Origin of the sequence: Polymorphospora sp. NPDC050346, assembly GCF_040655695.1 — a bacterium.
GTDB classification, from domain to species: Bacteria; Actinomycetota; Actinomycetes; order Mycobacteriales; family Micromonosporaceae; genus Polymorphospora; species Polymorphospora lycopeni.
Genome location: NZ_JBFAKM010000042.1, coordinates 47,240 through 71,155 on the forward strand (window position 1 = coordinate 47,240; position 23,916 = coordinate 71,155).

Genomic DNA, 23,916 nt, shown 5'->3' on the forward strand with positions numbered 1-23,916 from the left:
GATGACACGCACCTCCTGCGGTGCACGAGGTGGCGGCGTACGACGCAGAACCACCCGAGCCCGATGGCGACGATCGACGGCGGCGCTCATCTGCGCCGCGCTCGTCGCCACCGGATGCACCCCCGGCGACGACGACGAGCCGGACAAGGCCGGCAGCGTCGACAGCGCCGCGGTCGAGGCGGTGGCCAAGGGGCTGCCCGACGACCCGGCACAGGCGGCCGAGCAACTCGTCGCCGACATCCTCTCCGACGACGCGGACCGGTCGGCCGCGGCGACCGCCGAACTGCTGCGCCGCTCCGGACACGCGATCGTGTCCGCGAAGGGGCCGGTCGTGGCGGTGCCCGACCAGCTGGCGATGGTCGACGCGCCGGTCTACGCCGAGCTCGTCCCGCTTCTGGCCCGGGCGACCCGGGCCGGTGACCGCTACTCCGTCGAGGAGTTCGCGACCCTGCTCACCTCGGTCGGGCTGACCGAGAAGGACCCGACGTTCGCCCAGCTCACCGCCGCGATCGGCAACTGGGGCAAGGAGCCGGGCGACAACCCGGTCTTCGTCACCGCGGCGGCCGGCGTACGCGCCCTCGCCGCCCACCGCCAGCAGGTGTTCTTCCCCGGTGCCGACCCGGCGTCGGTCTTCCTCGACCCGTTGCAGACCACGCTGCTGCTGGGGCACGCCACCAGCCGGTTCGGCGAGGTGAAGCCGGGCGCCAAGCCGCAGGCACTGGGACGCCCCGGACTGGTCGACCGGTTGCTCGGCGGCGGGGTCGCTCACGCCGACCCGGCCGGGCCGTGCGGCGAGTTCGCCGCCATCTTCGCCAGTCCCGGCGACGCGGCCGGCAAGGCCCACGCCGACTTCCTCAAGGGTGAACTGAAGGACCGGCTGTCCAAGGAGTTCCTCACCGAAGGCGGCAAGGAGGCCTTCGACAAGGCGAACGAGGCGTGGGGCAAGGCCGGTGCGGCGGCGAGCGCGATCCTGCTGATGCTCGGCGCCCGCCTCGACCTCACCGCCGACAAGAGCAGCACGCACTTCAAGCACCGGGCGGGCACCCGGGACGAACATGTCACGCTCACCGCGACCGCGCTCTTCGACGCGGGGATCGCCCTGGACAAGTTGGAGTGCTACGCACTGGCCGGGGTCGACGTCCCCAAGCCCGGCCCGATGAAGGGCATGACCATCAAGTGGGCCAGCGAGCAGCCACTGCTCGGCGGGTACCAGGAGGGTGGCAACCAACTGCTGAAGGCGATTTCGGCGGACAGCGCCAAGCTCACCCGTGGGTCGAAGACCGGTGACGACGGCAAGGCGACCCTGGAAGTCAAGCCACCGGTCGAGGACCCGGCGGGCGAGGGTGAGGAGTTGAAGGGCAAGGCCCTGTTCATCGCGAAGCTGGACAAGGAGAGCTTCCCGTTCGAGCTGGGCGACGCCTACGGCTTCCTGTCCAACGCCGTCGGCTTCGGTATCGGCAAGACCTTCGACCTGCTCAAGGAGGTCCTGGTCAAGGCGGGACTGCCGGCGCAGACCATCACCATCGAGGTGAAATACCACGGCGCGGACATCATCCTGGCCCAGGGCAGCAGCGAGGTGAACCTTCTCCTGGCGAAGCTGATGGACGTCCACGTCGACCTGGTCAGCTGCACCGGGGTGGCCGGTCCGTTCAAGGGCACGGCCGGGTACGCCGGTGCGGAGAGCAGTGGCATGCTCCAGGCCGCCGGCGCGGTCACCGGGGTCAACGTGCCGAAGGGCTTCGCCGGCCAGGACAACGAGATCAGCGTCATGACCAACGACCGGCAGGGCCCGAACCCGTTCTTCATCATGAAGGGCGAGGGCGGCGCCCAGTTCCTCGACGGCGTACTGCGCTTCTATCCGTTCCTCAGCACCCAGTTCGAGGTGCTGGCCGACTACCGGGTCGGCCGGCCGGTCGGCGACGTCGAGATCCTGCTCGGCGGCAGCAGCTTCCCGTTCAGCGACCTCTCCTGGCCCATCGTGCGGGTGCAAGAGGACCCGCGTTGCCCGAAGGTGAAGTACTCCTATGACGGCCTCTAAACCCCACCGGGCGCTGCTGCTCGCCGCCGGCCTGCTGGCGATGGCCGGACTGGTCGCCTGCACCGGCGACGACGAAGGACCCACGATGGGCAACCGCGGTGACGCGGGTGCCCCGACCGCCGGGGGCGGACTGACCACATTCGCCGGCCTGTACGTCTCCGCCGACGTCGTACCGGTGACGCAGACCGAGACCCAGGTGACGCTGGCCAGCGCCCGCCCCTGCCAGGACCTGTCGAAGATGCTGGCCGCCGGCCAGTGGCGGCTGGTCGACCGGCTGACGTACGGCAAGCTCGGCGACGAGGAGCTGGCGCTGATCGCCGGCTTCGGCGGGGTGGCCGGCGACCTGCTCCAGCGCGGCGACACGCTGGTGTTCGCCGGCCTCGAGGGTGGTTCGGCGTGTACGGCGACGGTCTCGACCGTCCCGCGCGGCGAGATCAAGCTGGAAGGCGGGGACCTGCCGGGTACGACACCGGGCTGGGTCGCCACGACGCGCTGCTACCGCTCGAAGTCGACCGGCGACCTGATCGTCAGCGTCTACTTCGACACCGACGCCAAGGTCGGCGGCCAGGGTCAGGTCTCGCTGGTCAAGTCCGGCGACGGCTACACGGTGGACACCGAGGACACCTCGTCGATCACGCTGAGCCTGCTGCGGCACAAGGGTCGGTACCTGAACACGATGTCGGCGGGATACGCCAAGATGAGCCAGCCGGAGGGCTTCGTCGAACTGGAGCCCGGCGACTCGTTCGCGGGCAGCGCCACCCTCCAGGAGGGTACGGCCGACAAGCTGCCGGCCGGCGAGATCGTCCTGACCGGGCTGCTCGATTCCAACAGCTACGACGCCGAGATCGACATCTCCCTGCGGTTCGCCTGCTCCGGAGTTGTCGAAACCAATTAGGCCGGTGCCGGTCCGCGCGGATTGCCCCCCAACCGTGCGGACCGGCACCTCTTGTCCCGAAACGGGGGGACGGCGGGAACATGGCACGTGCCGTGTTCCCGCCGTCGGGTTTACTGGCCCGACGTGTGTGCGACAGTCGGATGATCATCGGACCGGAGGCGGGAGACGGCATGGACCGGGCGCGACGGATGTGGACCCTCTTCGAACCGGTACACGCGGTCACCTACTTCGCGCCGCAGGCCCGGGCCCGCTACGAGGCGGTCGGGCTGCGCGGCTACTGGCGCGGCTACTTCGCCGGCCGGGCCGCGGCGTTCGGGCCGGTCGGCCCCGGCCCGGTCCACGCCACGTTCTTCGGCTTCCACCCGGCGATGGTGCGGCGGGCCCTGCCCGACGTGTGGACCCGGGCCACCCCGGCCGACACCCTGGCCGCCCGGCTCGACGGTGCCCGGGCCGCGCTCGACGACGTACTCGGGTCGGTGCCGGCGGCCGACGTGGCCGAGGCGGCGGAACTGCTGCGGGCGGCGGCCGGTCAGGCCGATCTCGCCGGGCGGGCGCTGGCCGCCGCGCACGCCGACCTGCCGTGGCCGGCCGACCCGGTCGGGATGTTGTGGCAGGCGGCGACCGTGCTGCGCGAGCACCGCGGTGACGGGCACGTGGCGACGCTGGTCAACGCCGGTCTCGACGGGGTCGAGGCGCTGGTGTGGCGGTCCGCCCTGGACAGCGACCGGGAGGTCCTGCAACCCAACCGGGGCTGGTCGGACGAGGAGTGGGACGCGGCCGCCACCCGGCTGGTGGAGCGTGGCTGGCTGGAGGCCGACGGCAGGCCGACCACGGCCGCGCGGACCGCCCGCGACGACATCGAACGCCGCACCGACGAGCTGGCCGTCGCGCCGTGGCGTGGCCTGGGCGGTACGGCGACCGAGCGGCTGGCCTCCCTGCTCCACCCGATCGCCATGGCGGCCCGCACCCACCTGCCGGCGATGAACCCGATCGGCCTCCCCGCCCCGCACCGATCCGCGTGATCCGGGATTGAGTCGCGCGGGTCGTCGGCGGGTCGTGGTCTCCACTGCCTGATCACGCGGATCTTCGAGCCGGTGGCACGTGCTCAGGAGTCGAAGGTGCGGGCGTGGCGGTAGAAGAACGGCCGGTCGCTCTGTACGGGTACGACGCACAGCAGGTGGCCGCCGGGCGCGCGCAGGATGGTCCAGCCGTCGTGCCGCGCCTCCTCTTTGGCGCCGAGCGCGGTCAGCCGGGCCACCTCGGCGGCCACGTCGTCGGTCTCGATGTCGAGGTGGTAGCGCGGGGCGTCGTCGACGGCCTGCACCTCGAACGCCAGCTCGTGGCCGGCGGCGCCGGGCAGCACGGTGTATTCGTCGTCGGCCGGCCGCTCGGGTGTCACGCCCAGGGCGGCACTCCAGAAGGAGACGGCGGCGTCGGCCTCGGCACGGGGTGAGTCGACGAACACGCCGTACAGGCGGCTGCGATGCATGACCGGCACGCTAACAGCCGCCATCGCCCCGTCGGCCCCGGCGCCCGCTCCGCGCCGCCCGGCCATGATCCGCGTGATCAGGGAGTGGAGAGGCCGACCCGCCGACGACACGCGCGACTTACTCCCTGATCACGCGGATCAGGCGGATCAGGCGGGGGCGGGCCAGCGCCAGCCGGTGATGCGGGGGTGGTCCTCGCCGTACTCGCGGGTGTGGGCGCGGCACGCGACGCGGGCGTCGACCATCCTCTGCCGTACCGACGCGGCCCGTCCGCCCAGCCCCGGCACCCGGTCGATGACGTCGGTGACCAGGTGGAAGCGGTCCAGGTCGTTGAGCATGACCATGTCGAACGGGGTGGTCGTGGTGCCCTCCTCCTTGTAGCCGCGTACGTGCAGGTTGGCGTGGTTGGTACGCCGGTACGTCAGCCGGTGGATCAGCCACGGATAGCCGTGGTAGGCGAAGATGACCGGCCGGTCGCGGGTGAAGATGGCGTCGAACTGGGCGTCGGGCAGGCCGTGCGGGTGTTCGGTGTCGGGCTGCAGGCGCATCAGGTCGACGACGTTGACGACGCGTACCCGCAGGTCCGGCAGGTGCTCGCGGAGCAGGGCGGCGGCGGCCAGGGTCTCCAGGGTCGGCACGTCGCCGGCGCAGGCGAGGACGACGTCGGGTTCCTCGCCGGTGCGGGTGCCGGCCCAGTCCCAGACGCCGAGGCCGCGCTGGCAGTGCAGGATGGCGTCGGTGATGCCGAGCCAGTTCGGCCCGGACTGCTTGCCGGCGACGACGACGTTGACGTAGTGCCGGCTGCGCAGGCAGTGATCCATAGTGGACAGCAGGGTGTTGGCGTCCGGCGGCAGGTAGACCCGGACCACCTCGGCCTTCTTGTTGACGACGTGGTCGATGAAGCCGGGGTCCTGGTGGGAGAAGCCGTTGTGGTCCTGCCGCCAGACGTGGCTGGACAGCAGGTAGTTGAGCGAGGCGATCGGCCGCCGCCAGGGGATGTTCCGGGTCACCTTCAGCCACTTGAGGTGCTGGTTGACCATGGAGTCGACGATGTGGATGAACGCCTCGTAGCTGGTGAAGACGCCGTGCCGGCCGGTCAGCAGGTAGCCCTCCAGCCAGCCCTGGCACAGGTGCTCCGACAGCACCTCCAGCACCCGCCCGCCGGGGGCGAGATCCTGGTCGTCGGGGGTGATCCGGCCGACGAACGCCCGGTCGGTGACCTCGAACACGGCGCCGAGCTTGTTCGACTCGACCTCGTCGGGGCCGAAGAGCCGGAACCGGTCCGGGTTGGCGGCGATCACGTCACGCAGCCAGTTGGCGAGCACCCCGGTCGCCGAGGCGTCGGGGCCGCCGGGCCGGTCGACGGTGACGGCGTACGCGCGGAAGTCGGGCAGGGCCAGGTCGCGCAAGAGCAGGCCGCCGTTGGTGACCGGGTTGGCGCTCATCCGCCGGTCCCGGGGCGGTACGAGCCGGTCCAGGTCGCGGACCGGGGCACCGGTGGCGTCGAAGAGTTCCTCCGGCCGGTACGAGCGCAGCCACTGCTCCAACCGGGCCAGGTGTTCGGGGTTGCCCCGGGACACCGCGAGCGGCACCTGGTGGGCGTGGAAGGTGCCCTCGACGCGGTGCCCGTCGGCCTCCCGTGGCCCGGACCAGCCCTTCGGCGTACGGAGAATGATCATCGGCCAGCGGGGCCGGTGTCCGGGGTGGCCGTCGGGGGAGGGTTCGGCTCCGGCGTGGCCGCGGGCGCGGGCCTGGTTGGCGGCTGTGCCGCGGGCGCGGGCCTGGATGGCGGCGATCGCGTCCAGGGCGACGTCGAGGGTGCCGGCGAGTTCCTGGTGCACCCGGGCCGGGTCGTCGCCCTCGACGAGGTACGGCTGGTAGCCGTACCCGCGCATCATCGACAGCAGGTCGTCCGTCGGGATGCGTTCCAGCACCGCCGGGTTGGCGATCTTGAAGCCGTTGAGGTGCAGGATCGGCAGCACCGCCCCGTCGCGAGCCGGGTCGACGAACATGTTCGACAGCCAGCTACCGGCCAGCGGGCCGGTCTCCGCCTCACCGTCGCCGATCACGCACGCCACCACCAGGTCGGGGTCGTCCATCACCGCCCCGTACGCGTGCGACAGCGAGTAGCCCAGCTCGCCGCCCTCGTGGATCGAGCCGGGCACCTCCGGCGCGACGTGGCTGGGGATGCCGCCGGGAAACGAGAACTGCCGGAAGAGCCGGCGCAGGCCGTCCTCGTCGCGGCCGACCGACGGGTACAGCTCGCTGTAGGTGCCCTCCAGCCAGGTGTTGGCCACGATCGCCGGGCCACCGTGTCCGGGCCCGGCCACGTAGATCATGTTCAGGTCGCGGGCGACGATCGCCCGGTTCAGGTGTACGTAGATCAGGTTCAGCCCCGGGCTGGTGCCCCAGTGGCCGAGCAGCCGGGGTTTGACGTGCTCGGGGCGTAGCGGCTCGCGCAGCAGCGGGTTGTCCAGCAGGTAGATCTGCCCGACCGTCAGGTAGTTGGCGGCCCGCCAGTAGGCGTCGAGCCGGCGCAGCTCGTCGTGGGTCAGCGGGCCGGCGAGTTCGAGCGCGGTGTCCACCCCTGCGAGCCTGCCGGCTCCCGCCGTACCCCGCATGCCGAACGCCCGGATGCGCCGTGCCGTCAGCCGTCCGGCGCCGGTCCGGCGGCCGCGATCCGGCGGGCGCGGTGCACCGCCCAGAGGTCCCGGGCGATGATCTGGATCATGGCGGCGACCGGGATGGCGAGCAGTGCCCCGGCGATCCCGGCCAGCTCCACCCCGACCAGGATGGAGATCAGCACCGTCAGCGGGTTCAGCTTCACCGTACGGGCGAAGATCACCGGCTGGAGCAGGTGGTTCTCCACCTGCTGGTAGACGACGAAGAAGACGATCAGGACGATGCCCACGGTCACCGATTGGGTGAACCCGGCCAGCACCGCCACCACCGCCCCGATCGTGGCGCCGACCAGCGGGATCAGGTCGGTGATGCCGACGAACAGGGCGATCAGCGGCGCGAACGGGACGCCGAGGACGGTCAGCACGATGAACGTCGCCGTACCCGCGATCACACTGATCAGCAGGTTGCCGGTGAGGTAGCCGGTGATCGTACGGGCGCACTCGTGCCCGAGCCGGCGGGCCCGCCGCGCCCGGCGTTCGGGCAGCAGGCCGAGCAGGCCGCCGGTCACCTTCGGGGCCTGCAGGACCATCAGGTACGACAACACGAAGATCGTCACGATCGCGGCGACCGTGATCAAGGCGCCCCGGGCGATCGCCACCGTCGGGCCGCCGAGGTCCGCGACGTGGCCGCGCAGCGGCTCGACGTTGGCGCGTACCTGCTCGACGACGTGGTAGCGCTCGGCGAGCCGGCCGACCGGCCCGTCACCGGACTGCACCTGCTCCACGAACCGGGGCAGCTCGTCGGCGATCCGCGCCCCCTGCTGCGCCAGCGGCACCACGAACAGCGCACCGAGGCCGCCCAGCAGGGCGAACACGGCCAAAAACACGACCAGCGTGGCCAGCCAGCGCCGGCAGCGGGGCACGCGCTTCTGCAACCAGTCGACCGCCGGGTTCAGCGCCACCGCGAAGAAGAGCGCGACCAGGATCCAGACCAGGATCCGGCGGGTCGCGTAGATCAGCAGCAGCCCGAGCGCGCCGGCCAGCACCAGACCGAGCACGGTCAGGGTCCGGCGGGCGGTGCGGCGTACGTCGTGCCACGGGTCTGGCGCCACGGGCTGCGACTACCCACGCCCGGCCCCCTGATGCCCGCCGTGGTCGGTAGCCTGCCGGTAACCGGGAAGGTGCTTTGATTACCGCATGGCGAACCCGGCGATCCTCACCGTCGACGACGACCCGGCCGTGTCCCGGGCGGTGGCCCGCGACGTGCGGCGGCGGTATGGCGACCGCTACCGCGTCGTGCGGGCCGCCTCCGGTGCCGAGGGCCTCGACGCGCTGCGTGAGATCAAGTTGCGCGGCGAGCAGGTCGCGGTCCTGCTCGCCGACTACCGGATGCCGGCGATGAACGGTATCGAGTTCCTCGAGGCCGCGATGGACCTATTCCCCCGCGCCCGCCGGGTGCTGCTGACCGCGTACGCCGACACCAACGCCGCCATCGACGCGATCAACGTCGTCGACCTCGACCACTACCTGCTCAAACCCTGGCACCCGCCGGAGGAGAAGCTCTATCCGGTGCTCGACACCCTGCTCGAGGCATGGCAGGCGACACCCGATCCGGCGATCACGGAGATGAGGGTCGTCGGGCACCGCTGGTCGGCGCCGTCGTTCGCCGTACGCGACTTCCTGGCCCGCAACCTCGTGCCGTTCAGGTGGCTGCTCGCCGACGAGCCCGAGGGCGGCCAGCTGCTGACCGCCGCCGGTGTGACCGCGAGCGACGTACCGCTGGTGGTGACGCCGGACGGCAAGTCGCTGGTGATGCCGTCCGAGGCCGACCTGGCCGCGCAGATCGGCCTGAGCACCACCCCGGCCGCCGACTTCTACGACCTCGTCGTGGTCGGTGGCGGGCCGGCCGGGCTCGGCGCCGCCGTCTACGGCGCGTCCGAGGGGCTGCGCACCATGCTGGTCGAGCGGCGGGCCACCGGTGGCCAGGCCGGCCAGAGCAGCCGGATCGAGAACTACCTGGGCTTTCCCGACGGGGTGTCCGGTTCCCAGCTCACCGAGCGGGCCCGCCGGCAGGCGCTGAAGTTCGGCACCGAGCTGCTCAGCGCCCGCGACGTCGTCGGGCTGGAGGCGGCCGGTTCGGCGAAGGTGCTGCGGTTCGCCGACGGCACCTCGATCGCCGCGCACACCGTCGTGCTCGCCACCGGTGTCGCCTACCGCCGGCTGGCCGCACCCGGCCTCGACGAGCTCACCGGCCAGGGCGTCTTCTACGGTTCGGCGACCACCGAGGCGCCGAGCTGCGCCGGCGCCGACGTCTACGTCGTCGGCGGGGCCAACTCCGCCGGGCAGGCCGCGGTCCACTTCTCCCGGTACGCCGGCCGGGTGCACATGCTGATCCGCGGCGGCGACCTGCGGCGGTCGATGTCGCAGTACCTGATCGAGCAGATCCAGGGGATCGACAACATCGAGGTGCACCCGTTCACCGAGGTCGTCGGCGGCTCCGGCGACGACCATCTCGAACGGCTCGAACTGCGTGACACCCGCGACGGGCGGACCCGCACGGTCGACACGTCGTGGCTGTTCATCTTCATCGGCGCCGAGCCGCGCACCGAATGGCTCGGCGGCGCCGTGCGGCGCGACCCGCGCGGTTTCGTGCTGACCGGCCCGGACCTGATGGCCGGCGGCGGGCGGCCAGCGGGCTGGGCGCTGCCCCGCGACCCCTACCACCTGGAGGCGAGTGTGCCCGGGGTGTTCGCCGCCGGCGACGTACGCGCCGAGTCGGTCAAGCGGGTCGCGTCGGCCGTCGGCGAGGGTGCCATGGCCGTGTCGCTGGTCCACCGCTACCTGGCCGCCCAGTGACCGCGCCGGTGCCGGGCGGGGCCGACCTGCCGACGCTCGGGGTCGACGAGCTGCGGACCCTGTTCCTGTTCGAGGCGCTCGACGACGAACAACTGACCTTCCTCAGCGGGCAGGGCCGGGTCGAGGCGCATCCGGCCGGCGCCACCGTCTGGGCCGAGGGCGACGACGCCACCTGCTTCTACGTGCTCCTGAACGGCACGATCGCGCTGCGCGGCCGGGTCCGCGGCGAGGACGTCGAGGTGACCCGCACCGACCAGCGCGGGGTGTACGGCGGCGCCACCCAGGCGTACCTCGGCGACCGGGTGCCGCAGACGTACCGCAACTCGCTGACCGCGCTCACCGACGCCCAGTTCCTCGTCCTGCCCGCGCAGACGTTCGCCGACGTCATGCGCGACTGGTTCCCGATGGCGATGCACCTGCTGGAGGGCCTGTTCTACGGGATGCGGGCGGCCCAGAACACGGTCGGGGAGCGGGAACGGCTGCTCGCCCTCGGCCAGCTCTCGGCCGGCCTGACCCACGAGCTGAACAACCCGGCCGCGGCGGCCGTACGCGCCACGTCGGTGCTGCGCGGCCGGGTCGCCGGCATGCGGCAGAAACTCGCCATGATCGCCGACGGGCGGCTCGACGGGCGGCAACTGCACCGGCTCGTCGAGCTGCAGGACGAGGCGGTCAAACGGGCCGCCGACGTCCCGGCCCGCACGCCGCTGGCGATCAGCGACGCCGAGGACGAACTGTCGGACTGGCTCGACGACCACGGCATCACCGGCGGCTGGGACCTCGCACCCACCCTCGTCGCCGGCGGGGTCGACACCCCCTGGCTCGACCAGATCACCGACGCCGTCGGCGCCGACAACCTCGAGGCCGCCGTCCGCTGGCTGACGTACACCATCGAGACCGAACTGCTGATGGGCGAGATCGAGGACGCCGTCACCCGGATCTCGACGCTGGTCTCGGCGGCCAAGCAGTACTCCCAACTCGACCGCGCCCCGCACCAGACGGTCGACGTGCACGAACTGCTCGACGCCACCCTGGTGATGTTCAACGCCAAACTGCCCGACGGCGTACGCGTCGAGAAACACTACGACCGCACGCTGCCGGCCATCCCGGCGTACGCCGCCGAACTGAACCAGGTCTGGACCAACCTGATCGACAACGCGCTCGGCGCGATGCGGGACACCGGCGGCACCCTGACCCTGCGGACCGGCCGGGTCGACGAGTGGCTCTGCGTCGAGGTCGGCGACACCGGTCCGGGCATTCCCGCCGACGTACGCCCGCGCATCTTCGAACCGTTCTTCACCACGAAACCGGTGGGGGAGGGGACCGGGCTCGGCCTGGACATCTCATACCGGATCGTGGTCAAGAAGCACCACGGCGACATCCGGGTGGAGTCGGCGCCCGGCGACACCCGCTTCCAGGTGCTGCTGCCGCTGACCGCCGGCTGAGCCGCGGTCCGGTGGGAGCCGCGCGTCTGTCCGATGTGGCATCATCGCGCGGTGACCGTACGGGGATGGTTGCTTGTCGGGTACGTGCTGTGCGCGGTCGCCCAGCTGGTCGGCCTCGTCACGTTCTCGCCGCTGCTGCCCGGCGCGGACACCCTTGCCTGGGCACTGCTGGCGGCGTACGTCGGCACCGGTGCCGGTATCCGGCGGCCGGCGGTCCGGCTCCTGCTCGCCGGCCTGCTGGTGCTGGTGCTGGACGCCGCCTGGAACTGGGCCACCGCACCGCGACCCGGCGTCGGACTCCAGTTTCTCGCACCGGCCCCGGACGCCGCCGATGCCGCCACCGAGGTCGGCGCCCTCCTCGACGGCCTGGGTGACAGCTGGCAGTCGCTGCTGGCCCTCGCCCTGCTGATCGCCGCCGTGGTGGTGCACACGCGGGCTGCCGCGCCATCCGACACCGGTGCGGCGACGGCCCCCGCGGCGAAGAGCCGGCGGTGGCCGGCACCGGCGATCCTGATCGCGGGCGTGGGCGCGGCCCTGGTCATCGGATACGTCGCCGCCGAGGTCGGCGCCCGGATACGGCCCGTCGACACCGACCGGCCCGCCCAGTTGGTCGCCGTGGCGCTCCCCGGGCTGCTCGCCGCGCTGGCCGCCGTGGTCGCGGCCGGTCATGCCCTGGCCGGGCGCTGGCCGGCCCGCCTTGCCGCGAGGCTGTCGCTGGGCGGCGGCCTGGTGTTGCTCGCCGCGGCGGCGCTGACGATGTCCGCCGCCGCCATGGACACCTGGTGGTTCGACCACCGGGTGTACGACGTGCGAAGCAGCGCCGTCTACCGGAACTATCTCGTCGCCCTGCCCGGCACCGGCATCCCGTTCCCGGCGTGGGCGCTGTGGCACTTCGCCGGTGCCGCGTTGATCGCGCTCGGCTGCGTCGCCGGCCGCCGTACCCCGCCGGCCACCGCCACCGGGACGGGGTAGCCGATGCCGTCGGGGCACCTCATCGACGTGGCGGCCGGGAACAGGGCCGCCCTGCGCCGCGCGGCGCTGTTCTACGCCCTCGCGGGTGTCATGCTCGGGGTGGCGGCGTTCGTCGCCGACGTGGTGCCGTTCGAGGTGGCGCTGTTCCTCACGCCGCTGGTGAGTTCCGGCTCGGCGTGGGGGCTCGTCGCCCTGGTCGTCGGCTACCTCGCGTGGAGCCACCGGTCGGCGGCCGTCGTCGGTGTCGGTGTCCTCGCCCTGTCCACCGTCACCTACTACGCCCTCATCCTCTTCGTCAGCCGACGCTGGCTCGCCGGGGTCCAGGCCTCCGGAGTGGAGGGTGCCGTGCTGGCGCTGCCCGGACTCGTCTCCGTGGCACGGGCGACGGCGTTCTGGCTCGTCGCGTCGGTCGGCGCGGGCGTGGTCATGGGCTGGCTGGGGCAGGCCGTCCGACATGGCGGCGCCCGGTTCGCCTCGGTCGCGTCCGGGACCGCGCTCGGCCTGCTGTCCGGCGAGGGCGCGTACGTGATCTTCCAGATCGTCGTCGTCTGGGGCGGGCCGGTCGACCCGTGGCAGTTGGACCGGCTGCTGTCCGCCGGCACGCAGGTGGGTCTGGCCGTCGTGGCGGTTTGCGTGCTGGTGTGGCTCCGCCGGCGGAGCATCTCGTGGTGGGTGTTCCCGGTGACCGCGCCGGCGTCGGTCGCCGCCGGCATCCTGTCCTGGCATCTCGTGGACTCCGCCCGGATGGTGTTGTAGCCCGGCTGACCTGTTCCGTGCCCGCCATCTCAGATGGTGATGACCACTTTCGACCGTGCGTGTTCGCCTTCGAGGTACCGGATGGCCTCGGGTACCTCGTGGAGCGGGTAGGTGCGGTCGATCACCGGGGTGAGGTGGCCGGCCTCGGCGTGGCTGCGGAGCGTGTCGAGGTGTTGCCGGCCGGGTGCGGTGGCGAGGTTGACGATGCGGTGCCGGACGAACGGGGCCAGCAGTTGCCCGCGGGTGAGGAGCCAGACGGGGCCGAGGAGGCTGCCGCCGCGGTAGACGCCGCCGCCGGAGAGCACCAGCGTCCCGGTCGGGGTCAGCGCCCGCCGGAGTGCGGTGAGCGAGCGGTTGCCGACCAGGTCGAAGACCACGTCGTGGCGGCGGGCGCCGCGGCTGAAGTCGTCCCGGGTGTAGTCGACGACGTGGTCGGCGCCCAGGGAGCGGACCAGGTCGACGTTGCGGGTGCTGCACACCGCGGTCACGGTCGCGCCCATTGTCTTGGCCAGTTGGACGGCCAGGGTGCCGACGCCGCCGGAGGCGCCGTTGACGAGGACGTGCTGGCCGGGCTGGACCTGCCCGGCGTCGCGCAGCCCCATCAGCGCGGTGACGCCGGCCAGCGGCAGGGCGGCGGCCTGCCGCGGCGTCAGGTTGGCCGGCTTGGGTGCGACCAGGGTCTCGGGTACGCACACGTATTCGGCGAACGCGCCGTTGGCGTCGCCGAGGTCGCCGAAGACGGCGTCGCCGGGGCGTACGTTTCGGACGTTGCTCCCGACGGCTTCGACCTGGCCGGCGAAGTCGCGGCCGCGGATGCGGGCCCGTGGGCGCGACCGGCCCATGGCGAGCCGGGCCATGCGGGGGTCGCCGCGCATGGCGTGCCAGTCGTACGCGTTGAGGGCGGCGGCCTCGACCCGCACGAGCACCTCGTCCGGGGCGGGTGTCGGGGTGTCGACGTCGGCGAGTGTGAGGGTGTCCGGGGAGCCGTACCGGTCTTGGACGATGGCTTTCATCTTGTTCTCTCCTCCTGTGGGTGTACGGCGTACACCTCTTGGAATTAAGGTAGGTGTACGCCGTACACCTGTCAAGGCGGTTATGGTTCAAACCGCCGCCGGAAGACGAGGACCGAGGATGGCTGAGCAGGCCGAGACGCTGCGCCGGACGCCGCTGAGCAGGGACCGCGTCCTGCGCGCCGCCGTCGCGCTCGCCGACGAGGCCGGGATCGAATCCCTCAGCATGCGCAACCTCGCCCAGGAGTTGGGCGTCGTACCGATGGCCCTCTACAAGCACGTGGCCAACAAGGACGAGCTGCTCGACGGCATGATCGACGTGGTCGTCGGCGAGATCGACCCGCCGGTGGCCGGCGCCGACTGGAAACCCACCATCCGCGGCCGGATCCTCTCGGCGCGGCAGGTGCTGCTGCGCCACCCCTGGGCGGTCCTCGCGATCGAGGCGCGGAACATGGCGACGCCGGCCATCCTCGCCTACCTCGACGCGATGGTCGCGACGTTGCGGACCGGCCTGTCCGCCGACCTCGCCCACCACGTGATGCACGCGATGGGCAGCCGGATGCTGGGCTTCAGCCAGGAGCTCTTCGACGCCTCCCGAAACGCCGGCCGGTCGGGCGCCACCGACCCCGAACCGCCCGCATCCATGCCGCCGGAGGTCGCGGCCCGTTTCCCGCACCTCGCCGAGATCGCCACGGCGGCCTCCCACGACGACGAGTCGGTCGTCGGGCAGGGCTGCGACGACCAGTTCGAGTTCGAGTTCGCGCTCGACCTGCTGCTCGACGGCATCGAACGACTGCAACAGCAGGGCTGGAGATCGTCGCACCAAACCCGCTGACCCGGTCGCCCGCACCGGCCGCCGCCCCGGTCCTCTCCGCCGGTTTCGCCGACGCTGATCGTCGTCCCGCCTAGGCTCGGAATGGCCGGGTGAGGTGAGGCGTGGTGAACAGCGCGGGTCGTGCCTCGTCAGGGGCGACGGCGTTCCGGTTCGTCCTCCTCATGGGGCTAGTCGACCTCTTCGGCGACACCGCCTACTCCGGCGGCGCGAGCATGAACGGACTGTTCCTCGCGTCGGTCGGCGCCGGCGCCGCCGTGATCAGCATCGTCGGCGGGCTCAGCGAGTTCCTGAACTACCTCACCCGTGGTGTCTCCGGATACTTCGCCGACCGGATACGCCGGCGCTGGCCACTGGTCTTCGTGGGCTACGGCCTCAACCTGCTGGCCGTACCGGCGCTGGCCGTCGCCGGATACTGGCAGGTCGCCGCGGCGCTGATCCTGTTGCAGGGCATCGGGCGCGGGATACGCAAGCCGCTCGTCCAGGCCATGCTGTCCTACACCACCAGCCGGTACGGCCGGGGGTGGATCTACGGGGTGAACACGGCAATGGACCACACGGGGCGCACACTCGGCCCGCTGGTCGTCGCCGGAGCGCTCCTACTCACGGCGACGTTCCGGACGGCGTACGCGCTGCTCGTCGTCCCGGCCGTGCTGGCGCTGATCACGCTGACGATCGCGCGGATGCGGTTTCCCACGCCCGCCGCGATCGAACCGCGACGCCAGCCGGTGCCGACCGAGGGGTTCACCCGGTCGTACTGGCTCTACCTGGCGGCCGGGGCGTGCTTCGCGGCGGGCCTGATGAACTTCGAGCTGATCTCGTTTCACCTGGCGAGAAGCGGGGTGACCCGCGACAGTGTGCCGCTCTTCCTCGCCCTGGCCACCGGTATCGGCGCGCTGGCCAGCCTCGGCCTCGGCCGGCTCTACGACCGCGTCGGCCTGCCCGTGGTGCTCGTGGCCGTGGTCGCCACCGCCGCGTTCTCGCCGTTCGTGTTCCTCCTGCCGGTGCACCTCGCGCTTGTCGGGATGGCGCTCTGGGGAATCGGGCAGGCGACCCAGGACAGCCTGCTCACCGCCCTCGTCGCCGGTGTCCTGCCCCGGGGACGGCGCAACCTGGCGTTCGGCCTCTACTACGCGGGGTACGGGGTGGGCTGGCTGATCGGCGCGGTGGCGGCGGGCCTGCTCTACGAACGGTCCCACCTCGCGCTGGTGGTGTTCGCGGCCGGCGCGCAACTGCTCTCCCTGCCGATCTTCCTGGCCGCCCGGCGCCGTTCCGGCCGTGAGGCCGCCGGGGCCGCGTCGGCGGATGCGGGAACCGAACGCGCACCGGGTTGAACGGCGTGGACCGGATCGGTCACCGGGCGGAGGTCAACCAGTGCCGACGCGGGAGGCGAGGATGGTCAGGTGTACATCGACATCTACTTCACCGACGAACTTCCATGCGATCGGGACGACATCGAGGACGCCCTGGACGAGTTGGACGGCTTCGAGGTCGTCGGGGCCGGCAAAGGAGTCCTGGGCAGCAACCTCGACGTCGAGGTCGCCGAATCGATCCCGCGCGCCCGTGCCGTCAGCATGGTCACCGGGGTCCTACGGCGGTTCGACGCGCACCACGCGGCTTACCTGCGCCTGTCCGACACGGGAGAACGGGTGAACGCGGTTGATGTGGAGGGCGTCGGGGCCGACCCGACGCCCGGCTAGTGCAGTCCGAGCGCCAGCGCGGTGAAGAGTGCGGCGAGCCAGCCCCATCCCGGGATGATGACGGCGCGCTGGATGAGGCCGAGGCGTGGTGACACCGCCTCCCACGCCGAGCCGAACCGGCCGAATCCGAGGAACAGGGCGACGGCGAGGCAACCCGAGACGATCCGCCAGGGCGTCCCGGGCAGTGTGAACGCGCCGATGGCCGCGGCGAGGGGCAGCGACAGGAAGACGACGGCCCCGGCGTGATCGTGGAGCCGGTGCCGGATGCTGTGCTCCCCGGGTATCCCTTCGGGGGCGCCCGGCGGATATCCGAGCATCGGATCCATCCGGAACACCCCGGACGCGACGAGAGCAAGCCCGAAGGCGGCCAGGACGACACCGAGCAGGATGCTCGGCCCCTGGAAGACCACTCCGAGCGCGCCAACCGTGATCGCGGAGCCGGAGACGACGAAGTTCGCGGTCTGGATCCAGCCCCGCCCGCCGAGCGCCAGGGCGCTGACCGGGTGGCGTACGGGCGCGTAGTTCGGCCGGCTCCAGCCGTCGACGAGGAACACCAGCACGAACAGCGCCGCTCCGGCGGCGCCTGCCCAAAAGACCACGCGATCCTTCTTTCCGCTGCGTGCCGGACTCTCCGGCGGTTCCAGTACATCGGCTGAGCTGCCGGCCGGCACAGTGCCGATGGTCATGGAGCGGGCATGTGGGGGAAGCCGACTTTCATAGGTCGATCACCTCAGCGACAGTTTCTTTTCCAGGGCCGTTGTGTGCGAATGGGCGGTCGGGAATTGCGTGGGCGGCGGGACCGTCGTGGGTGGGAAATTCCAAATTCCGTGAACCCATAATCGGGTTCGAGGCGCCGGTCGAGCCCATTCGGGGCGGTGACCCCTGCCGACGAGCCTGCCGTACGGCAGCCCGATGTCCGCTGCGCGCTCACCGTGCGGGGCAACGGCTGCCCATGGCAGTGGGGCGCCGGCAGGTGCGCCGGTCCGGGCGTTGGGTCTGATAATTCTATTAGCATCCGCCAATGGGTTTACGATTGCGGCGGCCGATGGTTGCATGGTTGCCAGATCTTTCCTCCGCCCCACCGGGAGAACCCATGCGCAAAGCAATTCTGGCTGCCCTCCTGCTGGCCGTACCCGTCGTCGTCATGCCCGTCGCCCCGGCCGGCGCCGCGCCGGCCCAGGTGGCGCCCGCCGACCGCGCGGACGCCACCGCCAAGCTGGCCCTCGCCCTCCAGGGCCGGCTCGGCGACCGTAGCGCGGGCGCCTACCACGACGCCGCCGGACGGCTCGTCGTCACCGTCACCGACGCCGCGGCCGCCGAGACCGTCCGCGCCGCCGGCGCCGAGGCCCGCGTCGTCACCCGCAGCGCCGCCACCCTGCGCGCCGCCACCGCCCAGCTCGACCGGACCGCCGCCGTGCCGGGAACGGCCTGGCAGGTCGACCCCGCGACCAACCAGGTGCTCGTCCAGGCCGACAGCACCGTCACCGGCGCCCGCAAGGTGCAACTCGAAAAGGCGGTAAGCGCGCTCGGCGGCGCCGCCCGGCTGGAGACCGTGCCCGGCCGCATCGCCCCCGAGATCGGCGGCGGTGACGCCATCTACATGGGCGGCTCGCGTTGCTCCATGGCGTTCGCGGTGGCCATCGGCAGTGTCCACCACTTCCTCACCGCCGGCCACTGCACGAACCTCGACACCAACTTCTACGCCAACGCGGCGCGCACCACCCACATCGGCGTACGGGCCGGCACCAGCTTCCCCGGCAACGACTACGGCCTGGTCCGGGCCACCGTCCGCCCGGTCGGCGACGTCAACATGTACGACGGCACCCGCCGCGACATCTCCTCGGCCCGCAACGCGGTGGTCGGCGAGACCGTCGGCCTGTCCGGCAGCACCAGCGGCCTGCGCCGCGGCCGGGTCACCGGCGTCAACGTCACCGTCAACTACCCGCAGGGCTCGGTGCACGGCCTGATCCAGACGACGATCTGCTCGGCCGGCGGCGACAGCGGCGGCGCGGTGTTCGCGAACAACTCGGCGATCGGTATCCACTCGGGCAGCACGGGCGGGTGCGGCGGGTCGAACCGCGCCTACCACCAGCCCGTCACCGAGGCGCTCGCGGCGTACGGGGCACGGATCTACTAGCAACCACCTTCCGGACCGGCATGTCGATGAACCGGCATGCCGGTCGGTCGGCTCGCCTCGGTCATGCCGTACCGCACCATGTCGTGCATATCGTCAGCGCGTAGATCGCTCGCGAGGCCACAGTTCAGCGGCCTCGCACCGGAAATCGAAATCCGCCGACTGATCCAGCAGCACCGAGTGCAGGTGCTCGGCGCGCCAGTCCCACCGCAGTTTCCCGACCAGACGCAGGCCATCCAGCAGGTCCCGAGGCGGCCGGTAGCCGTGCACTTCGACGTAGTGCACGATCATCATCGGAGCCGCGTAGATCTCCCCCCTCGGCAGGTAGTAGCGGTACTCGCCATTGCCGCTGAAGTCCGGGCAGAAGGCACAGTCGTGCCAGCCGAGCGTGATGGAGCCGAGCCGCTGAGAGGCGGTCCTGAGGCGGCGCAACTCCACGCCTGTCACCGGCGTCGCGCCCGCGCCCTGCACCCCGTGGCGGCGTCCGAGCCATCCGACAGTCAGCATCGGCAGCGGAAAGCCCAGGTAGTCGTACGGCGACAGGTCGAGGTATTCCACACTGTCATCATCCGACACAACGGAGCGGCCCGACTTCCGCTGATCGAGCGGGGGCGTTTCCTACCTGTCGTGCTGCCGGCGCACCATCTCGCCGATCCAGATGGGTGCGAACGGCGACGTGCAGTTGCGGGGGGTCGGGTAGTCCTTGAGCACCTCCAGGCGCTCGCCGATGTCGATCGCGCGGGCGCGGTGCCCGGGGTGCTCGATCCCGATCTGGGCCAGGCAGTGGTTCATCGCCCACTGCAGGCGGTCCGGGGCGTCCTTCATCTCCGCCTCGATGACGTCGAGCAGGCCCGAGAGGTCGAGGCCCTCGGGTTTCCTCGCCACGCGTTCGGTGGTCAGCGCCCAGCCGGCGCTGGCGACCACCGGATCCGGGTCGGCGGACCACGCCAGGCGCAGTTCTTCGGCGTGCGGGTTCTTCTTCACCACGTAGTTCACGAGCCAGTCGTGCACCTTGGGGGTGCGCGCCTCGCGCAACATCACGTCCAGTTCGGCACGCTCGAACGCCTTCGGGCGGCAGATCAGGAGTGCCAGCAGGCGCGCCGCGGTGTCGTTCGTCGCCCAGAGTTGGCGGGCGAGGTCCTGCTGGGTCTTCAGCCGCTTCGCGAGCGCGCGCAGCATGCCGAGATTCACCCCGTGGTCGTCACCGTGTCTCTCGTTCACCTCGCGCGCCCTCGGGTCTTCGAGCGCGGCCAGTTCGGCCATCACCTCGGCCACCGTCGTCCCGGTCACCTCAGCCTCCCGTACGTCAGGTGTCGAGGTGCAGCCTACGAGGAGGCCCGGCGAACCGGGCGATCAGCGAGCGGAGCGGCGGTGGCTACCGGGGCGCCCGTTCTTCGGCGCGGCGGGCGCCGGTGGCGTCGTCTGTCTCGACAATCCCGCCCGTGTCGTACGGGGCGACCGGGTGACGCACGTGCTCTACGACGTCTCCCGGCCGTCGGCGTGACCCGCCGGTGCCGGCCCGCGATCTCGCGGGCCGGCACCGGGACGGTCAGCCGGTGGTGCAGGGCAGGTTGTTGAGGGTGAAGGCGGTCGGAGCCGGATTGCTGCCGGTCCAGTTCGCCAGGAACCCGATGTTGACGGGTGTCCCGGGTGTGATGGTGCCGTTCCAGGCGGCGTTCGTCACGGCCACGTTCGCGCCGCTCTGGGTGTGGTTGCCGCCCCATGCCTGGCTGATCTGCTGGCCGCCGCCGAACGTCCAGCGCAGCGTCCAGCCGTTGACCGGGGCGCCGGTCACGGTGAGCCGTACGTCGCCCTGGAAGCCGCCGGGCCACTGCCCGGCGACCGCGTACGTGACCTGGCAGGTGGTGCCGGGCGGCGGCCCGGTGGTCGGCGGGGGCGTCGTGGGCGGCGGAGTCGTCGGCGGAGGGGTCGTGGGCGGCGGAGTCGTCGGCGGGGGCGTGGTGGGCGGGGGAGTCGTCGGCGTCGGGCTCGGCGTCGTCTCGATCTTCGACGGGTCGACCACGCCCCAGTACGCCGGCTTGGCCTGCAGCCGCTCGTCGAACAGCAGCGGCGCGTCGTTACGGGTGACCGGGAACGTGTCGAGCCAGGTGTCGTCGTCGGCGAGGCCCCACAGCGTCACCGAGGTGATCTCGCTGGCGTAGCGCCGGTAGAGGTCGAACAGGTCGCGGTAGCGGTAGGCCTGCTTGAGCAGCCGGTCGCGGGGCGGCGTCGGGAACGACTCGGAGTTGTTGGTGTAGATGCTGATGTCCATCTCGGTGATCTGCTGGTCGACGCCGAGCGGGACGAACTTCGTCAACATCGCCTCGGTCTCGCTGATCGACGGCCAGTCGATGTTGACGTGCATCTGGTGGCCGACGCCGTCGACCGGCACGCCCTCGGCCTTGAGTTGGGCGACCAGGTTGTAGAGCTTGTCGCGCTTGCTCGGCACGTTGGTGTTGTAGTCGTTGATGTAGAGCTTGGCGGTCGGGTCGACCTGGCGGGCGACGCGGAAGGCCGTACGGATGTAGTCCAGGCCGGTGATCTCGAACCAGCGGCTGCGCCGCATCCCGTCGGACTGGTTCTCGTCGATGACCTCGTTGACGACGTCCCAGGCGCTGATGTCGCCGGCGTAGTGGCCGGCGACGCCGCGGATGTGGGCCTCCAGGCGGGACAGCAGCAGGGCCTTGTTGGCCGGGGTGGCGGTCATGTCGTTGCCGGCGGCGTCCTTGAACACCCAGGCGGGGGTCTGCTGGTGCCAGACCAGGGTGTGGCCGCGTACCTCCATACCGTTCGCCTGGGCGAAGGCGACGATGCGGTCGGCGTCGGTGAACCGGAAGGTCCCCTCGGTGGGTTGGGTGGCGTCCCACTTCATGGCGTTGCCGGCGACCACCGAGTTGAAGTGCCGGCGCAGCAGTTGGGCGTGGTTGCCGATGAGCTGGGCCGGGCCGACGGCGGCACCGATCGGGAACTCGTCGACGACGTCCTTGACCGGCGGGATGTCGGTCTGGATCGGCAGGCTCGGTTCGGCGGTCAGGAGGAAGTCGTCGATGTGGAAGGAGGCGGTGCCGCTGGCGGTCTCGACGTACGTGGTGAGGAACTCGACGTCGGTCGCCAGCGTGTACTGGCCGCGCAGGTTGACCCAGCCGCCGGAGGTGACCGCGGTGTTGCCGACCACCTGGTCGTAGGTCGGGGTGCCGTCGGTGCGGCGTTCCACGCTCAGTCTGGCCTGTGTGGACGGTTCGCCGGCGGCGAGCCGGACCCAGACCGACAGGGTGTAGCGGGTGCCGAGTTCGACGACGTCGAGCAGGTCGCGGACCGGGCCCTCCCAACTGCGGGTACGGCCGGTGACGGCGAGGCTGCGGGTGCCGGCGTGGGCGGTGGCGGTGCTGGGGGCGACGGTCTCGTCGGCGCGGGGTGTCCAGCCCTGGCTGGTGCCGTCCTCGAAGGTGTCGCTGAGGACGACGAGTGGGCTGCTGGCCTGCGCCTGCGGGGCGGTGACCAGCGGTACGGCGACGGCGAGTGAGGCGGTGAGAGCCAGTGCCAGGAAGCCGATCGGGGCGTACGTCGCCCGGCGCATCCGTAATGCGCGCATGTGGTGGCCTTTCTGGGTCGGTGCGGGTGCGCGCGGTCCGGCACGGCTGCCCGGGCGTGCTCAGTGCGCGGTGGAGTCCGGCATGGCCCGGGCATGCCGTGCGGGGGCTCGGCGCCGCGTGCCGGCTCCCGGGGCACGCGGCCGGTGCTCACGCACGTCGAGCCGCCACGATGGAGGTCGATGCTATGGGGGTCGGTGGTGCCGCGTCAATGTGCCGCCGGTACCGGCCGGCGATGATCGTATGACGCGAAACATATGTATTCGCGTCGATTGATTCGGTCTACGTTTATGGCACCTGACGGCGTCGCAACACCGCTCCGGCCAGCGGAAACGGTGCTGCGTGCGTTCCTCACCCCCGACGAAGGGACCCGTCAATGCCTCGCAAGATCGCCTCGGCCGCGGCGGCCGGCGTACTCGCCGCCGGCTTCCTGGCCACCCTCCACCAACCCGCGCTCGCCGCGCCGGTCGACGCCCCCGCCGCGGACGCGGTCTCGGTCGAGATCCTCGCGGCCATGCAGCGCGACCTCGGCCTCACCGCCCCGCAGGCCGAGGCCCGGCTCGCCGCCGACGCCAAGGCCGCCCGCACCGAGCAGTCGCTGCGCGGCACGCTCGGCGCCAGCTACGGCGGCACCTGGCTCGCCGCCGGCAACGAGGTCGTCGTCGGCGTCACCGACGCCGCCGCGGCCGAGCGGGTCCGCGCCGCCGGCGCCACCCCGCGCGTCGTCGCCGCCAGCGAGGCCGCGCTGACCGCGGTCAAGGACGGCCTCGACGCGCACAGCACCGGCGCCCCGAAGTCGGTCACCGGCTGGTACGTCGACGTCACCACCAACACCGTCGTCGTGGAGGCGCTGCCCGGCGCCGCCGCCGAGGCGGCCAGCTTCGTCGCGGCCAGCGGCGTCAAGGCCGACCGGGTACGCGTCGACGCCACCGCGCAGGCCCCGCAGCCCTACTACGACGTACGCGGCGGCGACGCCTACTACATCGGCACCGGGCGCTGTTCGATCGGCTTCTCCGTCGTCGGCGGCTTCGTCACCGCCGGCCACTGCGGCCGGGCCGGCCAGGCGGTCAGCGGCCACAACCGGGTCGCGATGGGCACCATCGCCGGCTCCTCATTCCCCGGCAACGACTACGGCTGGGTCCGCACCAACAGCAACTGGACCCCGCGCGGCATCGTCAACCGCTACAACGGCACCAACGTCGCCGTCCGCGGCTCGACCGAGTCCGCCGTCGGCGCCTCGATCTGCCGCTCCGGCTCCACCACCGGATGGCGCTGCGGCACCGTCCAGGCCAAGAACCAGACGGTGAGCTACCCGCAGGGCCAGGTCGGCGGCCTCACCCGCACCAACGCCTGCGCCCAGGGCGGCGACTCCGGTGGCTCGTGGCTCAGCGGCAACCAGGCCCAGGGCGTGACGTCCGGCGGCTCCGGCAACTGCACCACCGGCGGCACCACCTTCTTCCAGCCGCTCCGGGAGATCCTCAGCGTCTACGCGGGAGACCACTTCGTCACCTGTGGACTCGTCGCCGAGCACCTGCGGGCCACCGTCGGCGAGGCAGTCGAGATCCGTGAACTGACCCTGCCCT

21 protein-coding genes are annotated in these 23,916 nt (G+C 71.7%); 13 read left to right on the forward strand and 8 right to left on the reverse strand.

Features of this window, described 5'->3' with window-relative positions; translation table 11 throughout:
* Position 1: 1 nt before the first annotated feature.
* The 3 genes from AB0I42_RS31260 (at position 2) to AB0I42_RS31270 (ending at position 3,955) form a co-directional block, all read left to right on the forward strand.
* Positions 2 to 2,038 (forward strand): hypothetical protein, encoded by a 2,037-nt coding sequence (locus AB0I42_RS31260; RefSeq protein WP_357543001.1) that lies wholly within the window; start codon positions 2 to 4, stop codon positions 2,036 to 2,038.
* On the forward strand, positions 2,025 to 2,933 hold the full coding sequence (locus AB0I42_RS31265; protein WP_357543003.1) for a hypothetical protein: 909 nt from the start codon (positions 2,025 to 2,027) through the stop codon (positions 2,931 to 2,933). The genes AB0I42_RS31260 and AB0I42_RS31265 overlap by 14 nt, the downstream gene beginning before the upstream one ends.
* Before the next feature lie 188 nt (positions 2,934 to 3,121).
* Positions 3,122 to 3,955, forward strand: a complete 834-nt coding sequence (locus tag AB0I42_RS31270) for a hypothetical protein (RefSeq protein WP_357543039.1) — start codon at positions 3,122 to 3,124, stop codon at positions 3,953 to 3,955.
* Between the two features lie 83 nt (positions 3,956 to 4,038).
* On the opposite strand, the gene AB0I42_RS31275 is transcribed toward AB0I42_RS31270, so the two are convergent.
* The 3 genes from AB0I42_RS31275 to AB0I42_RS31285 all read right to left on the reverse strand — a co-directional run bounded on the left by AB0I42_RS31275 (position 4,039) and on the right by AB0I42_RS31285 (position 8,153).
* Entirely contained in the window at positions 4,039 to 4,422 is a 384-nt protein-coding gene (locus AB0I42_RS31275) for a VOC family protein (RefSeq protein WP_357543005.1), read from the reverse strand.
* A 147-nt stretch (positions 4,423 to 4,569) separates the two neighbouring features.
* Positions 4,570 to 7,005 carry a phosphoketolase family protein gene (locus tag AB0I42_RS31280; protein ID WP_357543007.1) on the reverse strand — a complete coding sequence of 812 codons (2,436 nt, stop codon included), beginning with the start codon at positions 7,003 to 7,005 and terminating at the stop codon, positions 4,570 to 4,572.
* Positions 7,006 to 7,067: 62 nt separating this feature from the next.
* Positions 7,068 to 8,153 (reverse strand): AI-2E family transporter, encoded by a 1,086-nt coding sequence (locus AB0I42_RS31285; RefSeq protein WP_357543009.1) that lies wholly within the window; start codon positions 8,151 to 8,153, stop codon positions 7,068 to 7,070.
* Positions 8,154 to 8,238: 85 nt separating this feature from the next.
* On the opposite strand from AB0I42_RS31285, the gene AB0I42_RS31290 reads away from it, so the two are divergent.
* The 4 genes from AB0I42_RS31290 to AB0I42_RS31305 are packed head-to-tail and all read left to right on the forward strand — an operon-like array spanning position 8,239 to position 13,067.
* Positions 8,239 to 9,897, forward strand: a complete 1,659-nt coding sequence (locus AB0I42_RS31290) for an FAD-dependent oxidoreductase (protein ID WP_357543011.1) — start codon at positions 8,239 to 8,241, stop codon at positions 9,895 to 9,897.
* A complete protein-coding gene (locus tag AB0I42_RS31295; protein WP_357543013.1) occupies positions 9,894 to 11,339 on the forward strand; it encodes an ATP-binding protein in 1,446 nt (481 codons plus the stop codon). The genes AB0I42_RS31290 and AB0I42_RS31295 overlap by 4 nt, the downstream gene beginning before the upstream one ends.
* A 51-nt stretch (positions 11,340 to 11,390) precedes the next feature.
* Positions 11,391 to 12,311 (forward strand): hypothetical protein, encoded by a 921-nt coding sequence (locus AB0I42_RS31300; protein ID WP_357543015.1) that lies wholly within the window; start codon positions 11,391 to 11,393, stop codon positions 12,309 to 12,311.
* 3 nt (positions 12,312 to 12,314) lie between these two features.
* Positions 12,315 to 13,067, forward strand: a complete 753-nt coding sequence (locus tag AB0I42_RS31305; RefSeq protein ID WP_357543017.1) for a DUF6518 family protein — start codon at positions 12,315 to 12,317, stop codon at positions 13,065 to 13,067.
* Positions 13,068 to 13,096: 29 nt separating this feature from the next.
* On the opposite strand, the gene AB0I42_RS31310 is transcribed toward AB0I42_RS31305, so the two are convergent.
* The gene (locus tag AB0I42_RS31310) at positions 13,097 to 14,080 is read right to left on the reverse strand and encodes an NAD(P)-dependent alcohol dehydrogenase (protein ID WP_357543019.1); all 984 of its coding nucleotides are present in this window, start codon (positions 14,078 to 14,080) and stop codon (positions 13,097 to 13,099) included.
* Between the two features lie 118 nt (positions 14,081 to 14,198).
* Here AB0I42_RS31310 and AB0I42_RS31315 point away from each other — a divergent pair, with 118 nt between their 5' ends.
* The 3 genes from AB0I42_RS31315 (at position 14,199) to AB0I42_RS31325 (ending at position 16,609) form a co-directional block, all read left to right on the forward strand.
* Positions 14,199 to 14,912, forward strand: coding sequence for a TetR/AcrR family transcriptional regulator C-terminal domain-containing protein (locus tag AB0I42_RS31315; RefSeq protein ID WP_357543021.1), 714 nt, complete (start codon positions 14,199 to 14,201; stop codon positions 14,910 to 14,912).
* A 104-nt stretch (positions 14,913 to 15,016) separates the two neighbouring features.
* On the forward strand, positions 15,017 to 16,243 hold the full coding sequence (locus AB0I42_RS31320) for an MFS transporter (protein ID WP_357543023.1): 1,227 nt from the start codon (positions 15,017 to 15,019) through the stop codon (positions 16,241 to 16,243).
* Positions 16,244 to 16,312: 69 nt separating this feature from the next.
* Complete coding sequence (locus AB0I42_RS31325) at positions 16,313 to 16,609, forward strand: hypothetical protein (protein ID WP_357543025.1); 297 nt, start codon at positions 16,313 to 16,315, stop codon at positions 16,607 to 16,609.
* Here AB0I42_RS31325 and AB0I42_RS31330 read toward each other — a convergent pair.
* Positions 16,606 to 17,208, reverse strand: coding sequence for a DUF998 domain-containing protein (locus AB0I42_RS31330; RefSeq protein WP_357543027.1), 603 nt, complete (start codon positions 17,206 to 17,208; stop codon positions 16,606 to 16,608). The genes AB0I42_RS31325 and AB0I42_RS31330 overlap by 4 nt on opposite strands.
* 494 nt (positions 17,209 to 17,702) lie before the next feature.
* Between AB0I42_RS31330 and AB0I42_RS31335 the strand changes: the two genes are divergently transcribed.
* Positions 17,703 to 18,746, forward strand: a complete 1,044-nt coding sequence (locus AB0I42_RS31335) for a S1 family peptidase (protein WP_357543029.1) — start codon at positions 17,703 to 17,705, stop codon at positions 18,744 to 18,746.
* A 93-nt stretch (positions 18,747 to 18,839) separates the two neighbouring features.
* Here AB0I42_RS31335 and AB0I42_RS31340 read toward each other — a convergent pair whose 3' ends face one another.
* Both AB0I42_RS31340 and AB0I42_RS31345 read right to left on the reverse strand, forming a co-directional pair.
* Positions 18,840 to 19,301: a hypothetical protein gene (locus tag AB0I42_RS31340; RefSeq protein ID WP_357543031.1), complete on the reverse strand. Its 462-nt coding sequence runs from the start codon at positions 19,299 to 19,301 to the stop codon at positions 18,840 to 18,842.
* A 60-nt stretch (positions 19,302 to 19,361) separates the two neighbouring features.
* The gene (locus tag AB0I42_RS31345) at positions 19,362 to 20,006 is read right to left on the reverse strand and encodes a DNA alkylation repair protein (RefSeq protein WP_357543041.1); all 645 of its coding nucleotides are present in this window, start codon (positions 20,004 to 20,006) and stop codon (positions 19,362 to 19,364) included.
* A gap of 55 nt (positions 20,007 to 20,061) precedes the next feature.
* Between AB0I42_RS31345 and AB0I42_RS31350 the strand changes: the two genes are divergently transcribed.
* A complete protein-coding gene (locus tag AB0I42_RS31350; RefSeq protein ID WP_357543033.1) occupies positions 20,062 to 20,247 on the forward strand; it encodes a hypothetical protein in 186 nt (61 codons plus the stop codon).
* A gap of 45 nt (positions 20,248 to 20,292) precedes the next feature.
* On the opposite strand, the gene AB0I42_RS31355 is transcribed toward AB0I42_RS31350, so the two are convergent.
* The gene (locus AB0I42_RS31355) at positions 20,293 to 22,335 is read right to left on the reverse strand and encodes an endo-1,4-beta-xylanase (protein ID WP_357543035.1); all 2,043 of its coding nucleotides are present in this window, start codon (positions 22,333 to 22,335) and stop codon (positions 20,293 to 20,295) included.
* Between the two features lie 374 nt (positions 22,336 to 22,709).
* Between AB0I42_RS31355 and AB0I42_RS31360 the strand changes: the two genes are divergently transcribed.
* Positions 22,710 to 23,916, forward strand: a 1,207-nt coding sequence (locus tag AB0I42_RS31360) for a S1 family peptidase (RefSeq protein WP_357543037.1), incomplete at its 3' end; no start/stop codon positions are given.